Source organism: Gardnerella sp. C0026F2, from assembly GCF_056590715.1.
In genome coordinates this window covers 243,570-258,738 of sequence record NZ_JBWPWR010000001.1, presented here as the reverse complement: position 1 = coordinate 258,738, position 15,169 = coordinate 243,570, and the positions used below count along the sequence as shown (strand labels likewise).

General features: G+C 40.2%; 13 protein-coding genes, 2 tRNA genes and 1 riboswitch. Of the genes, 4 read left to right on the top strand and 11 right to left on the bottom strand.

Annotated elements, in window-relative coordinates; genetic code table 11:
* Window position 1: 1 nt before the first annotated feature.
* A complete protein-coding gene (locus tag AC1EK3_RS00880) occupies window positions 2–1,711 on the top strand; it encodes a substrate-binding domain-containing protein (protein WP_480033252.1) in 1,710 nt (569 codons plus the stop codon).
* An 87-nt stretch (window positions 1,712–1,798) separates the two neighbouring features.
* On the opposite strand, the gene AC1EK3_RS00875 is transcribed toward AC1EK3_RS00880, so the two are convergent.
* Window positions 1,799–3,610, bottom strand: coding sequence for an AMP-dependent synthetase/ligase (locus AC1EK3_RS00875; protein ID WP_480033253.1), 1,812 nt, complete (start codon window positions 3,608–3,610; stop codon window positions 1,799–1,801).
* A 142-nt stretch (window positions 3,611–3,752) separates the two neighbouring features.
* Entirely contained in the window at window positions 3,753–4,370 is a 618-nt protein-coding gene (locus AC1EK3_RS00870) for a M23 family metallopeptidase (protein ID WP_480033254.1), read from the bottom strand.
* 206 nt (window positions 4,371–4,576) lie between these two features.
* Here AC1EK3_RS00870 and AC1EK3_RS00865 point away from each other — a divergent pair.
* Both AC1EK3_RS00865 and AC1EK3_RS00860 read left to right on the top strand, forming a co-directional pair.
* A tRNA-Asn gene (locus AC1EK3_RS00865) sits at window positions 4,577–4,652 on the top strand.
* Between the two features lie 181 nt (window positions 4,653–4,833).
* Window positions 4,834–5,745, top strand: coding sequence for an ATPase (locus AC1EK3_RS00860; RefSeq protein ID WP_480033255.1), 912 nt, complete (start codon window positions 4,834–4,836; stop codon window positions 5,743–5,745).
* 105 nt (window positions 5,746–5,850) lie between these two features.
* Here AC1EK3_RS00860 and AC1EK3_RS00855 read toward each other — a convergent pair whose 3' ends face one another.
* From AC1EK3_RS00855 to AC1EK3_RS00840, 4 genes are all read right to left on the bottom strand, one after another.
* Entirely contained in the window at window positions 5,851–7,251 is a 1,401-nt protein-coding gene (locus AC1EK3_RS00855; RefSeq protein ID WP_480033358.1) for an amino acid permease, read from the bottom strand.
* Between the two features lie 149 nt (window positions 7,252–7,400).
* Window positions 7,401–7,586, bottom strand: a riboswitch (Lysine riboswitch).
* A gap of 114 nt (window positions 7,587–7,700) precedes the next feature.
* Window positions 7,701–7,773: transfer RNA gene (locus AC1EK3_RS00850), tRNA-Ala, on the bottom strand.
* Between the two features lie 190 nt (window positions 7,774–7,963).
* Window positions 7,964–9,061, bottom strand: coding sequence for an ATPase (locus tag AC1EK3_RS00845; protein ID WP_480033256.1), 1,098 nt, complete (start codon window positions 9,059–9,061; stop codon window positions 7,964–7,966).
* A gap of 189 nt (window positions 9,062–9,250) precedes the next feature.
* Window positions 9,251–10,258, bottom strand: a complete 1,008-nt coding sequence (locus AC1EK3_RS00840) for a DMT family transporter (RefSeq protein WP_480033257.1) — start codon at window positions 10,256–10,258, stop codon at window positions 9,251–9,253.
* 344 nt (window positions 10,259–10,602) lie between these two features.
* Between AC1EK3_RS00840 and AC1EK3_RS00835 the strand changes: the two genes are divergently transcribed.
* Entirely contained in the window at window positions 10,603–11,007 is a 405-nt protein-coding gene (locus AC1EK3_RS00835; protein ID WP_004106472.1) for a pyridoxamine 5'-phosphate oxidase family protein, read from the top strand.
* A gap of 130 nt (window positions 11,008–11,137) precedes the next feature.
* Here AC1EK3_RS00835 and AC1EK3_RS00830 read toward each other — a convergent pair whose 3' ends face one another.
* The 5 genes from AC1EK3_RS00830 to glmU all read right to left on the bottom strand — a co-directional run bounded on the left by AC1EK3_RS00830 (window position 11,138) and on the right by glmU (window position 15,057).
* Window positions 11,138–11,587, bottom strand: coding sequence for a DUF3021 family protein (locus tag AC1EK3_RS00830; protein WP_004106474.1), 450 nt, complete (start codon window positions 11,585–11,587; stop codon window positions 11,138–11,140).
* A 92-nt stretch (window positions 11,588–11,679) separates the two neighbouring features.
* Complete coding sequence (locus AC1EK3_RS00825) at window positions 11,680–12,189, bottom strand: LytTR family DNA-binding domain-containing protein (protein WP_004106477.1); 510 nt, start codon at window positions 12,187–12,189, stop codon at window positions 11,680–11,682.
* 138 nt (window positions 12,190–12,327) lie between these two features.
* On the bottom strand, window positions 12,328–13,146 hold the full coding sequence (locus tag AC1EK3_RS00820; RefSeq protein ID WP_480033258.1) for a histidine phosphatase family protein: 819 nt from the start codon (window positions 13,144–13,146) through the stop codon (window positions 12,328–12,330).
* A 24-nt stretch (window positions 13,147–13,170) separates the two neighbouring features.
* A complete protein-coding gene (rsfS, locus tag AC1EK3_RS00815; RefSeq protein WP_480033259.1) occupies window positions 13,171–13,611 on the bottom strand; it encodes a ribosome silencing factor in 441 nt (146 codons plus the stop codon).
* Between the two features lie 36 nt (window positions 13,612–13,647).
* Window positions 13,648–15,057 carry a bifunctional UDP-N-acetylglucosamine diphosphorylase/glucosamine-1-phosphate N-acetyltransferase GlmU gene (glmU, locus tag AC1EK3_RS00810; protein ID WP_480033260.1) on the bottom strand — a complete coding sequence of 470 codons (1,410 nt, stop codon included), beginning with the start codon at window positions 15,055–15,057 and terminating at the stop codon, window positions 13,648–13,650.
* Window positions 15,058–15,169 lie beyond the last annotated feature (112 nt).

Below are 15,169 nucleotides of genomic sequence, written 5' to 3'. Positions count from 1 at the left end.
TATGATTCGTTTGTGCAACAGAACTATGCATCGTTCTTTAGTTATGCTTGCAGCATTAGTTACGATGCTTTTTGTTGTTAGCTCGTGCGCAAGTTCAACAAAAACTTCTTTAAAATCTGAAAATAAAGAACAGGCGAATCACGGTAACGTTATTGTTTTTACTCCATCAGACGGATTATCAATAACACGCAATAAGCCTTTAAGCACGTGGGATGTACTGGTTCCAGAATTAATAAAATCGTTAAAAGATAAGGGATTTGACGATAATTCTATTACTACTAAAACTTCTTCTAGTCTTTCAGAACAAAGCCGCGATGTGCAAGACTATGTAGTAAATTTGCTAAGCTCATTGAACAATGCAAAACAGAATAATTCAGGAAAGCACAATTCTGTTTCTGAAAATTCAAAAATCAAAAAACAATTAAGCAAGACGACAATTGTTATAGCTCCATGGACTAGCAAAAACGGCAATAATAACTATGGAGATTATGCAACATTACCTGCATCTAATTCTGAAAATACGCAAAAATCAGATACTCAAGGCTTAAATCTGCAAAATGCCGATAACTCTCAATCATCCAAAGATGAGCTTAATGCAGAAAAACGATTGGCATCATCACTTAGCCTGGCAAAAAAGGCAGGAATCCACGTTGTTATGCTTTCACGGAATGTTAACGGTTTCAAACCTGATGTGATGTTCCATTTATCTGACGCAAGAACAATTGGCGAAATTCAAGCAACAACTCTTGTACAAAAAATAGCTCTAGATCGTGCAACTAAAGAAAATCCACGCTATATTGAAGTTCTTTTGCCATGCCACAATCAAAAAAATATTAATGCAAACAATCACAATCAACAAAATGGCAGCAACGAAGCAAGCGAGGATGATGACTCTAAAAACAATGCGCATGCAAATAGCGAAACAGAGTTCAATGATGATTTTGCTCAAGAAGCATTCGCTGGAATTTGGAAAGTTTTGAGACCATATTTTGCTTCTGGAACATTAATAAGCACTTCTGGAAGATTGAATGTTAATAGTAGCGAAAAAGACTGGACTAATGTTGCTTTCGACGCAGATGTAGCTGACTCTGTGAAAAATGAGTTAACAAAACGAATTACGAGAAGCACGAGTCTTTTTACGCATTCAAGGCATCGCGTTGATGGAATTATTGCGCTCGATGACCAAATTGCTCTACAATCTGTACAAGCACTAAATGATCTTGGTTATGAAGGAAGCGCAGCAGACATAAACCCATCTTTCAATTTGCCGGACGTTATTGGAAACTTCATAGGAAAACGAGATCTTAATAAAAGACCAGTTCCTGCTCCAAAAGATTCTGCAAAGAAATCCGAAAAAGAATTAAAACAACAGCAGAAAAAAGATGAGGAAGAAGAATCAGAAGCAAAGAAATGGCCAGTAATAACTGGTTATGGCGCGTACAAAAATATTATGCCAAACATTGTGAACGGAAAGCAATGGATGACATCTATAGAAAATCATAAGAAGATTGTTCAAGATCTTACTGCTACTTGTTATTCTTTAAACAAAAACGGTAAGCTTGACAAAAAAATCGCTACAGTGCAAACAAAAATTGAGCATGGGGAAACTGTCCCTACTGTTAATGAGCAATTAGTGGCAATAAGCGCAACAAATCTAAAGTCGCTTTTAATTGACCCAGGCTACATATCATTAGCAGACGCAGGCTTGTAAATACAATTTTTGGATGCAAGTTGCGTTACGCAAGTTGCGTAATACAAGTTGCGTAACGCAAACTATATTCCAAGACTTTACGCGCAGCTAACGTTTGCGCGGAGCATAGATAACATGTTCGATAAGATCGTTATAACGCTCTACAACAACTTGACGACGCGCCTTTAAACTTGGCGTAATCAAACCGTTTGCTTGAGTAAACTCATCTGGAACTATTTCGAACTTGCGAATAGACTCAGCTCTAGAAACTAGCTCATTTGCTTTACTGACAGCACGCTCAACTTCTGCTCGCACAATACCGTTATGTGAAGCCTCTTTTAAAGACCGCACAGGGCATGCGCCACGCGTAGAAAGCCAAGCATTTACTTCTGATAAATCGAGCGCAATAATTGCTGAAACAAACGGCTTTCTGTCTCCAATAACAACAGCTTGAGAAATAATAGGCGAAGACATTAATGAAGCTTCTAACGCATTTGGAGATAAGTTCTTACCGCCAGCAGTAATAATGAGATCTTTCTTTCTGCCGGTAATACGCACAAAACCGTCATCATCTAAAGATCCAAAGTCACCCGTATGCAACCAGCCATTTACAATCTGCTGTTTAGTAAGCTCAGGATTATTATGGTAGCCTTTGCATACTGCAGGACTCTTAATACACAATTCACCATCGTCAGCAATAGCAACAGATACACCCTTTACAGGCAAACCAACGGTACCAATGCGATAACCTGTTGTAGGATTCACCATAGAAGGAGCACAAGTTTCTGTCATTCCATAGCCTTCGAGTAAAGGCAAGCCGATGCCATTAAAGAAATGCGCAATCGACAAATCTAAAGGCGCACCGCCTGAAATAGCGTATGAAACAGAGCCTCCAAAGACGTGCAACAGTGGAGCATACACCAATTTTTTACATATTGAATGGCTAAGAGCAAGCATTGGAGGAACCATTGAACTAGACTGCTGAGCTCGAGACCATTCGCGAGCAACCTTAGACGCATAAGCAAAAATAAAACCTTTTACTCCCCTGCCTGCTTTTTGAGAAGCAGCATTGTAAATCTTCTCAAAAATGCGTGGAACACCAAGAATAAATGTTGGTTTAAAAGTTTGAAAATCAGACAATACAGTTTTCAAATTACTAGTCAAACCAAGAGTTATATTTCCAGCAAAACAGAACAATTGCATAAACCTAGCAAAAACGTGTGCAAGAGGCAAGAACAGCAAAAGACGCGGGCTGCCCTTTAACGCAATGTCTGGCATAGAAATAACACCTGATTTAGCAATAAAAACAAAATTGCTATGAGTAAGCTCAATTCCTTTTGGCTCACCAGTTGAACCTGAAGTGTACACAATTGTTGCTATGTCACTTCCATTAACAGCGTGCACGCGCTCATAAAATTCAGCATCAGTTACTGCTTTACCGTATTCAATGCACGCGTCGATAGCACCACGATTCATTACATATACGTCGTGAAGAGTAGGACATTCTTCCTGAACAGCCTCTACTTTTGGCAACATTTCAGGAGACTCCACAAATATTGAGCATACTTGAGAATCTTGAACAATATGTTGTATTTGCAACGAAGAGCTTGTTTCGTAAATCGGCACTGTCAATGCGCCTATAGACATAATAGCCATATCAAGAACTGTCCACTGCCATGAAGTATGAGCAATAATTGACACAGCATCGCCAGGCATTACTCCTCTAGCAATAAAGCCTTTAGCAACAGCTATTACCTTATCTCTAAATTCTTCAGCAGTATATGACTTCCAAGCGCCGTCAGCTCCAACGTATTCAACCAAAGAGCCATTAGGATTGCGCTCTGCTCGATCTTCTAGCAGTGAGAAAACATTAACATCTATATCAATAGACTCATCAAGTGGACGAGAATATTCTTGCATATTAGCTCCTCTATCTGCTGAATTGACGTATATCTTTACTATACGCGATTTGCAAGCCTTCGCATATGCGAATATCTACAAGATTGTAATCAATTTTGTTCATTTATCTACAAATATTTACGATACAAATATATTATCGTGCTTATTCCACAGGCTTAAGTACAATGCGACGCTTAACAGTCATTCCTTCAGGATTAGCATATGTACGATTTTTGCGCTTTAAACCCCACTGCACACAAGTTGTGCCGCAATGGTCCGAACCTCCTTCAACATGTGCAAAATTCTGGCCTCTTTTCACAAAAACCCCAACGCTAAACTTTGTTACAGCAGGCTCAAAAGTAGATGTCAGTTCACCATGCCTAATAGTCACAACTGATTTACCAGCGACTTTACCAGCAAAACTAATAACGCCATCTGCAGGCGCAAATAAAGGAGTTCCTGTGCTTGCAGCTAAATCTACACCGCGATGCCCAGCCATCCAAGGTTTAGGCGGAGGATTAAAAGCTTTTACAATTCGCGCAGGTTTTACAGGCCATTGCATAGCTGACTTGCATGTTTTTTCACTATACTCACCTTTAGAAAGAGCACACTTGTGGCAACATTTCACAGCAGATTCTACAACATAATATTTAAGATGATGTTTATTTTGCGAAATTTCGGGTTGTAAAAACAGAGCATTTAATAAAATAACTGAGATTATAAAAATCCCCAAACAGGCAGCTATTTTGTAATATAATTCATAATTTTTGCGAATACACATATATTCCCCATCCATATTTTTATAAAACTGCTTTTATAAAAGTTTTGCAGCTAATTTGCGAAAATCATAAGCTTTTAAAGCATTGTGGATAAAACATATGCTTATAATCACTATTTCGACACGCCAAAACACGCCATATTTGCATCTTTGAAAATTACGTGTAATATAAATGTCTTGTGCACAGCGCTTAGTTGAGCACAAGACATTCCTGCGTAGCTCAGTTGGCAGAGCGTTCGACTGTTAATCGAATGGTCGCTGGTTCAAGCCCAGCCGCAGGAGCCATAAAGCCACTGGTTATCCAGTGGCTTTTTGTGTTATATATTACTACTCGCAATCACAAGCAAAATCTTAATTGTTTAGCACTAATTAGCGTGGCTAACATAAACACTTTGGCGTATTATATAAACAAGTTGCGTATTCAAATACGCTAATGTTGAGTAGCAATAGATAACAGAGGATAAACATGAATCAACATAGCTCCGATAATGTTGAAACGAACCAAAAGAAAAAGCTCATTATTCTCATAGCGGGAATTGTTGTGCTAGCTTTAGCTCTTGGCATAGTTGGCACACTTTGGTACATGAAACAAACTGAACGCACTAAAGCAGCTCGCAGACAGTGCGAAATAAAAGTTGCGCAAGTTTCTAAAGCCAACACTGTGTGGAAAAGTTTAATGCATGACAAAGTAATAACAGATCTCACAAAAGGTGACTCTGATAACGCAAAAGAACTTGCTAAAATCATGAGCGAAAAGGTTCCTGATAAAGTATCTTGCACAGCAGACTCCCCTGAAGAACTTGGTTCCAAAAGTGCAGAAGCTTTAGCTGCTTCTGAGTGGTATGCAGTTAAAGCAAAAAGAGTGCGCGAATTAGCTGTTACGCTACTAGATGAAAATAGCAAAAAAGATAAAGACAAAGACAAGCAAAACGAAGAAACAAAGAAGCAAGAGATAAATGAATCGACTGGAATTGTAATTCAGCGTTCAAATGTTATCCCACCAAAGCCAAAGCCAACGCCAGCACCGACGAAGAATAATCAAAACACTAAGAAACAGAATACTGATAAGAATAAGGAAAAGGACAAGGAAAAAGACAAGGATAAGGATAAAGACAAGGATAAAGACAAGGACAAAGACAAAGATAAGGACAAAAACAAAGATAAGGACAAAAACAAAGATAAGGACAAAAACAAAGAACAAGAAAAAGACAAAGACAAAGACAAAAAAGGCAGCGGAGACGGATCTGGTGACGAAAGCCATAAAGTAAATAATGGTCAGACAGAACCGAAGAAGAGTGGTGAGGAAAAGAGCAACAAGAAAAAGAGCAACGAAGAACCACCTGTACAAATCGAAGATCATGGCACAACACAGCCATAAAACATATTGCTCTGTTATCTAACTCAATATAAAAGCTCCCAGCAATACGCTGGGAGCTTTTATATTATCTAAATCTACATCGTAAACGATGTTGAACTTTATAAATTATTCGTTCACTTTGTTTACTCGAACATGAGTTAAATCGACTTCTTCAAGAGGAATTACTCGAGTATGATTCTTAATCTTGTAACCAATGTATAGAACGATAAATAGCGGCACAGACATGTACGTGATTCCAATAGCCTGCCAGTTAAGAGTTGCAAATGAGTGCAAATCCTGACCAACAATAACAAGAACGCATAGGAAGAACGCAACAATAGGACCAAACGGATACCACTTTGCTCTGTAGACTAATTCATCTAAGGAATGACCTTGAGCCAAGTACGCTTTACGGAAGCGATAATGAGCTGCAGCAATACCAGCCCAAGCAATAAAACCAGTCAAACCACTTGCAGCAACCAGGAACATGTATATTTGATCGCCAAAAATACTCATAAAGAAAGTAAATAAAGCGACTACAAATGTAGCAATCAACGCAGGAACAGGAATACCACGAAGACTTACCTTGCCAAATACTTTTGGAGCGTTATCTTCTTTTGCGAGCGAATAAAGCATTCTTGTTGAAGCATACATGCCAGAATTTGCTGCGGAAATAACAGAAGTCAAAATCACGGCATTCATAACTGCTGCAGCAGCTGCAAGACCTGCACGCTGGAACACGAGCGTGAATGGGCTAATAGCAATATCAGTTACATCAGAACCAAGTAAGTTCTTGTCAGTGTAAGGAATAATGCAAGCAATAACGAAAATAGCAAGAATGTAGAAGAGAAGAATACGCCAGAACACTTGCTTTACAGCCTTTGGAATACTCTTTTCTGGAGTTGCAGACTCGCCTGCAGTAATACCAATAAGCTCAGTTCCCTGGAAAGAGAAGCCTGCAATAGCGAATGCACACAACACTGCAGGAACACCGCCTGCAAATGGAGCGTCCTTATGAGTGAAGTTTTGCAAGAATGGAGCTTTGCCACCAACAACGCCAACAATTGTAAGCGAACCGATAACAAGGAATACGATTACTGCCAACACTTTAATAATCGAAAGCCAGTACTCTGTTTCTCCAAAGCACTTAACTGTAAGCACATTGATAAGCAAAATAAGCATAAGAACCGACAGTGAGAAAATCCATATTGGCACTGTTGGGAACCAATATTGCAAAACTATTGCTGCAGTACTAACGTCCACTGCAACCGTAATAGCCCAGTTAAACCAATAGTTCCAGCCCATTGCGAAACCGAGTGCAGGATCAATAAAACGTCCAGAATATGATGCAAATGAACCACTAATAGGCATAAATGTTGCCATTTCGCCAAGGGAAGTCATAAGGAAGTACACCATAATGCCAATCGCACCATAAGCGAGCAAAGCGCCGCCAGGACCAGCCATATGGATTGTTGCACCACTAGCAACGAATAAGCCTGTACCAATGCTGCCACCTAAAGCAATCATGGAAATATGGCGGGTTTTTAATCCTCTATGGACATCGTTATTTTGCTGAGTATTCTGCTGAGTATTCTGTGCAGCAGTAGATGATAATGAACTACTCATTTTTCCTCCTTTCATGACAATCAGAGGCAAAACAAGCAAGCAAAAGCAAGCGTGTCGATAGCTCTCCGCAGCGAATGCCAAATCACTGCGACAGTCCTTGGCATATTAAGCCAAGTCCCAGCTCACTACTTTTGGGATTAAGCAGTAAACTTCGGCGCTCTCCCCTTTTGTAAACAATCAACGCTTTCCCAGCTCATGCTTACTACTCTTGTCGAGCGCGACCTCTGGTCGATGTTGTTCATTAATAGTACGACTTGCAGACAAACTGTAAAAAATACGGCGTGGCGCATAAAAATCGAAAAATAATAACAAAAAAACGCCACCTCATAAGAAGTGACGTTTAAAACTTGTGGAGCTAGGGGGATTCGAACCCCCGACCCCCTCCATGCCATGGAGATGCGCTACCAGCTGCGCCATAGCCCCGTTTTTATTTATGCCGTTCAAACGAACCTTTGATAGAATACAACAAATAGCCGCTCTATCCAAATGCGGCGTGTCGAATTCAACTTACAAATCCCAAAAATTATGCAAATTCTACCAACAATTTAGTCGCAAATTTGAGAACCAATTCAAGGACCAATTCAAGAACCAATTCTGCAAACCAATTCCAGAACTAGTTACCATTGGCACTTCCAGATTGATCACCATTACCAGGAGAAGTTACATTGTTTGAAGAGCCAGCAGATCCCGAAGAGCCAGCAGATCCCGAAGAGCCAGCAGATCCCGCACCTGCATCAGAACTATCAGCACCCGATCCACTATTCCCACTAGCAGCATCACTTGAATTCGTTCCTGAATCATTGTTAGTGTCACTACCTAAATCATTATCAGAATGACCACCTGTTGATTTATCTGCATTTTCATTGCTATGCTCATCATTTTCGTCTTCATTAGCATTTTTACTATCAGAATCATCATGAGATTTCTTATGGTCTTGATTAGTATTCGTGTTAAGACGTTGCTTAGGTTGCGGCTGATTTTGCTGCTGCTCATGACTAATTTCTTCAGGCTTATTAATATTGTCTGTGCCTTTTCCTTGTGTAAACAAAAGAACAGCACCTGCAGTAACAATAACAGCTATAAGCGCACTTAGAACAGCAACAACAATTGTTGTACTATGATCGTTTCTGTTTTTGTAAGGCACAGAAGAGTAACCGTAGTTTTCACTAACAACCTTAGATAACGGCACCGGCTCTGGAATTGTGCCTTCCGACAGTTCCATGTCTTCTTCATGCTGTTCACGTAATTTCGACAATTCCAAAATACGCGTATTTTCTAATTCTGGATTACTAACTTGCGAGCTAACAGTGCGTCCAGATCTTGCGTTTTGAACAGTCATATTTCTGTCATTTGAAGGATCAGTATTAAATTGCAACGGATTTGATGAATATTGCATATGAATATCATCTCCAATTCTTTTAGAATCGACATTATCTAAACCATTTGAACGCACGCTAGAAGGATATGACGCATTACTAAAATTAGGCTGTTCTGTAGAAGTATTCGGATTCGTTTCCGAAAGTTTACGCGATGAAGCGTGAATAACATTCTGATACAACTGCGATGCTACTGCAGAAACAATAGAACCAATAGCTACACCAATAACTGAACCAGCAATACCAATTTTAGAAGCAAGTAAAAACGAAGTCACTGCAGCGAGCGATCCAGCTAATACTTGCGTAAACGATATGCCTTTGAAGAAATTCTTCACTTATGCACCTTAACTATTTATGCGAATATAATGCCAAAACGCATGGCAAATATGCAAACTCAAATACCAACATCATTACAACAATGATGGTATCACTCTACGCAAAAATTGCACAGTATTGCCAGAGCATTCTTACAACAAAATCACAAGATTTAGATGCCTAAGACTTAGCTACACAAACTTAGATGCCTAAGACTTAGCAACCTCAAAATCTCTATCTTTATAAGAAAGCTCACAATCGGCTTTTTTATCACAATAATGCTCACCTAAGCTTGCAGTAATAATTGCAACAAATATTAAAGCAAATCCCACAAAAGCCATGCTAGAAACATGCTCATGAAAAAGAACAATAGAGAATAAAAGCGTGAACAAACTTTCAGTGCACATAATCACAGAAGCGTTTGCAGTAGAAAGATTCACCAAACTATAGTTTTGCATAATTTGTGCAACTACTGTTACTACCACTGTAAGGTAGAACATATTAGCAAAAATAGAGAAATGATCAGCAGCATTAAAGTTTGGCAAAGGCTCACAAATAAGCGCACCAGCTACAAAAAGTACGCCTGAAACAACAAATTGCCCAAAAGTTAACGTAACTGGATTATATTTACGAGAATAATACGCAAGGAACGTAAGATTAAAAGCAAAAATTGCAGCGCATAATAAAGTAAGAAAATCTCCATAAGACAATGTGAGCACAAGCATTCCAGGCTTTAATGCCACAAAACCTACTCCAGCAACACACATAACTGCAGCTACTAATCCTAAAAGAGTTGGTTTTTTCTTGACGATTAACCAAGCAGAAAATGGCGTAATTACGCAATATGCTGCTGTCAAAAACGCGCTACGGCCTGGATCAATTGAACGTAATCCTTCAGTTTGCAAAACTAAAGTAGCATAATACGTAATCCCCGTTAGCAAAGAAGGAATAATAAGCTTTTTTGTAAAAGTTTTACGAAGCGTACCGAAAAAAATAACAGCCATAATTGCGCAAGCACCAACCATACGAACGCCCATAAGCCATTGCACAGGAAACACTTCAAGAGCATATTTTGAAGAAACATAGCTGCCACCCCAAATAGCAGCACAAATCAACAGCATAATCTGAGCAGTGTGAACACTTTTGCCTTGAGGCATGCCAGATTTATCCGAAAGCGGTTCAGCTATAGATTTAGCTGTTTCATATTTCACCTTCATAATGTTCCCCTTCAACTATAAAAGTTAATTCTTTAAAATTTTTCTTTTATGAAGCGTTTAAGCTTATAAAATAGACAGAATAGCCATAAAATCGTGAAAAGTACAACTTTCTGGCGTTCCTCCGTAAAATTTCCGATATACGCTTCAGAAAACAATAACAATCAAGCATTTCGCTGTATAAATTTCACACACGAAACTATTGAAGAATTGGGTGATTTATATCACAACTTACAACTTTTTTATGCTACGCACTCGTATACGCTTCTAAATCAGCGTAATGTAGCAATGTAGGCTTATAAATTGCGCACGAAGAAAGTGCGCAATCTTGTTAGGAAAGGAATATTATGGCAACTCTTAGCGCAGATATGAAAGAATTTATTGCGAATAATTTGGCTTGGATTGCAACAGTGAGCAAAGATGGCGAGCTTGATTTGGGACCAAAAATGTCTATGTTCGTACTCGACGACAACCACCTTGCCTACCACGAGCGCACTGCAGGTCAGCATTATAAGAACTTGCAAGACGGCAGCCAGCTGGTTGTAGCAGTTGCGAATTTGGCAGAAAAGAAGGGCTATCGCTTCCGCGGAACCGTCACCCTTCACACTGATGACGCGATTTACGAAGAGCAGGTGCGTGTGGCTGAAGAAAAAGGCACAAAGAAGCCAGCTGCAGTTCCAGTTATGGAAATCACTGAGATTCAGGACTTGACTTCTGGAGCTACTGCCGGCAAAACTATTGCAAAAGATTAATTTATAGCTGCGCAAAACGCCGAATTAGTACGTCTATAGTAGGCGACATACAATATCGAGTGGCGTTCGTCCTCAAAGGCGAAGATGAACACCACTCAATTCTTTACTTGATTATTTAGTTGTCACTAATTTACTTGCTTTCTTTACGCAATGCTTTCAGTCTAGCGTTCATTTCTTTCGCTTTCTTCTTCTCGAAGTAATAAATTATTGCAGCAATAGGAATCGGTAAAATAACAGTGAACGCAATCCATCCGCAAATCACCGCTGGCTCATCTTTGAACGAAATCCATCCAACAATCACCGATACAATAAACTGAATAGCAATTGGCGGAACTAGCGCAAAAACGAACTTTGCAAAATTTGACATGCGTTCATTCGACCAAAAAATAGCGAACACTCCATATCCTATGCCTATAACAAACGATGCTACAGCATAAGATGCAATTCTATTTCCAACCTCACTATGCGCTAACAGACTTGATATAAAAGACATTACTGTAAAAATAGTGCACCCTATGCCAATGCCTTTAACAATGTTTTTTACCATTGTTTTACCTAATGTTGCAACTTGCTTTTCCATAATAATCGCTTCCTTTTAAGTATTAAAATCTAGTATTAAAAAAAAATCAGTATTAAAAATTTTGATAGTTTTATATTTGATTACGCTTAAAACTACATTCCCAAGCGCTTTTTGAACCCACCTAAGCATCTGCGACTAATCCACTCAACGCTTCCATCGTCCATTTTTACGCTCATACTTCCACCAAATCCTGGATCAACTCGAACAATGCGATTCAAGTTCACGATTGCGGATTTAGATATGCGCACAAACGACGCGAATTGCGGATTGTCAAAATCCATTAGGCGCTTGTAAGACACGCACTCGCCTTTATCACCGTGAATGATTACGCGCGAATTTTCAACGCAAATCATAATCACATCTGGCTCATGCATAACAATAATCGAATCGTTAATATAACCGTATATGAATGGATTATTGTTGCTCAACTTATCTGAAGTATTAATTTCAGTATTATTTTCAGCACTTCTTACATTTGCATCATTGGAGTCAATGCTTTGTAACTGAGCGATAATGTGCTTAAGCTCATCGTCAATATTGTGAATTGACAACTGAACTGACTGCTCTTCCTCAGGCGGAACGATAGCAATAGTTACTTTCATCAAGCCTCCTTTCCGTACACTACTGTTAGCGTTTGTTAGCTTTTTGTTTTGTAATTTTGACTATACGGCACTGTAAATAGTCTGTCTTTACAAAATCGCTAAACGGTAGCTTTCGGTAATTAAGCGGTAAAGGAGAGATTACGCAGCACCCCAAATGCGAATAAGACGCTGGCTTGTAGGGTCAGCTGCAGGACCTTGATCATAAGCATCCAAACGCCAATGAATCGAACCATCAGCGTTAAGACTTGGAATTAAGCGCGCCCAACGACCGTTTCCCATGCCGCCAATCGTCTTGTAAGAAGGATCTACTTTATCTAATCCAAGCAGCTTATGAACAGTTTGCGAAAGACAGGAACCATGCGAAAATACTAGCAAATCACGGTCTGCGCCAGTTTTGCGAGCCCAATCTTCTACTGCAGCAGCAGCGCGCTCTCCTACTTCCTGCTTAGCTTCAGCACCATGACGAAGCTCTCCGCTTTTACCTTCAACCCAAGCTTTGAAATCTTCCGGCCACTGCTCGCTAATCTGCTGACGATTCAAACCTTCCCACTCGCCAAAGAAACGCTCGCGCACACCATTTTCAACATGCACATGAAGCCCAATCTTATCTGCAAAAGCATGAGCAGTCTGTTGAGCGCGAATAAGTGGAGAAACAATCGCCACAAAACTCGCGTCCGCTTCTTCCGGCGTAATGCGCACGTGTTCAGCACTGTTTGGGTCCTTCGAATCTTCTAAATCAGAAGCACCAAAAAGCACGCGCAAAGCTTTTCCAGAGCGAGTCACCTGATCCATTCCAGACTCATCCAAAGCAATATCAATCATGCCTTGCAAACGGAACTGTGCATTATACGGAGTTTGACCGTGGCGAATAAGCATAACAGAGCGAGCAATTCCTTCGTGCGCACTATTAATGGAATTATTTACGTTACTCGCAACATTTTCTACGAAATCAACCATGGTTTGTACCGTACTTTCTTCTTGTTATTCAGTTTTGCTAGAATCTTCAGTTTCGCTAGCATCTTCAGTTTCGCTAGCATCTTCAGTTTCGCTAGCATGCTCTGGCAGTTGCAAATCGATTGCCGGGCAATCATTCCACAGGCGTTCCAAGCGGTAGAATGCTCGTGCTTCCTCATGCATTACATGAACCACAAAATCGCCAAAATCAAGCAAAATCCACTGTGCTAATTCCAAGCCTTCACGAGATAAAGCCTTGCGTTTGTTGTCTTTCAAGTACAAGTCTTTTTCGATTTCTTCTGCAACAGCCAATACTTGACGCTCATTTGAAGCAGAAACAACTAACATAGCATCCGTAATACCAAGCAAATCGCTTACATCAAAAGCCTGCTCGTTCGTTGCTTTCAAACGGTCTGCAGCAGCGGCAGCAATACGAATTGCACTAATTGAGCTTTCTAAAGCTGTCATAATGTTACTACTCCTTAATTCTCCAACAAACGCTTTTTAGCGTTCCCAAGCTGGCTTCCAATTTTCGATTACATGCTGAGTATTTTCCGAGTACACCATAGAATCAGCAGGAACATCGTGACGTACCACCGATCCAGCACCGGTAGTAACATCATCTCCCACAGTAACCGGTGCTACAAACAGGTTTCCTGCACCAACGTGAGCACCAGAACCAATCGTAGTATGATTCTTATGCACTCCGTCATAATTTGCAGTAATCGTACCGCCGCCAATATTCGTATGCTCACCCAAATCAGCATCGCCAATATAGCTTAAATGAGGTACTTTAGTGCCATTTCCAATATGAGCTTTCTTCATTTCTACGAAAGCTCCTGCCTTACTTTCCTCTCCAAGCACGTTTCCTGGTCGCAAATACGTCCAAGGACCAATGTTTGCAGCTCTACAAATATGCGATTCCTGTACGCGCGAACGCTCAACCACAGCATCCTCATCAATTTGCGCATCAATAAGAGTCGTGTAAGGGCCAACTACAGCACCACTTGCAACTGTAGTACGACCTTGAAGGAAGCACCCAGGAAGCACAGTAACATCTTGTGCGAGCGTAACACTATCTTCAATCCAAGTAGTATCAGGATCGAGAATAGTTACACCTTCGAGCATCCATTTTTCACACACGCGCTTATTATGTGCTTTTGCGAGCGCAGCTAATTGCACACGATTATTTACGCCTTCTACAGTAAGCGGATCTGGAGCAGACATTGCACCGACATGACCAAACTTTCGAGCATGTTCCAAGGCATCAGTCAAATAGAACTCACCTTGAGCATTTTGAGAGTTAAGATCTGCAATTGCGTCACATAATACAGTCGCATCGAATACATATACAGAAGTGTTCACTTCATGAATAGCAAGCTCTCCAGCATTTGCATCCTTATGCTCAACAATACGCAAAACGTCACCGTTTGCTTCGCGCACAATACGACCGTAGCCAGTTGCATCGCTTAAAACTGCTGTAAGAACTGTTGCCACATTGTTATTATTATTGTGAAAATCAATTAAAGATTGCAAAGTTTGCGTATCAAGTAGCGGCATATCGCTTGCTGCAATCAGCACAGCTCCTTTTAATGCTTCACCCGTTTCGTTTTTAGCAATTTCGTTAAGATCTTTAATAGCACATTGCACTGCTCTGCCGGTTCCAGGAGTTTCGTCCTGATTTACAATATGCACATTTTCGTTATAGCTAACGGCAGCAGCAGCTACGCGTTCAGCTTGAGCATGCACAACTACAGCTAGTTTTTTAGGATTTACGCCGTTCATGGCATCCATAACACGATTTAGAAATGTTTTACCAGCAAATGGATGTAGTACTTTCGGAGTTTCTGAACGCATACGCGTCCCATCGCCTGCTGCCAAAATTATTGCCGCAGTTACATCATGCTTTTCCACGCATACGCTCCTTATACTATTTCAATAAATTTCGCTGTATTTAATTCTATTACTTATTAGCAGCGTTTAAAACAAAAAACGCCACCCGATTAAACGAGTAGCGCTTCAAGTA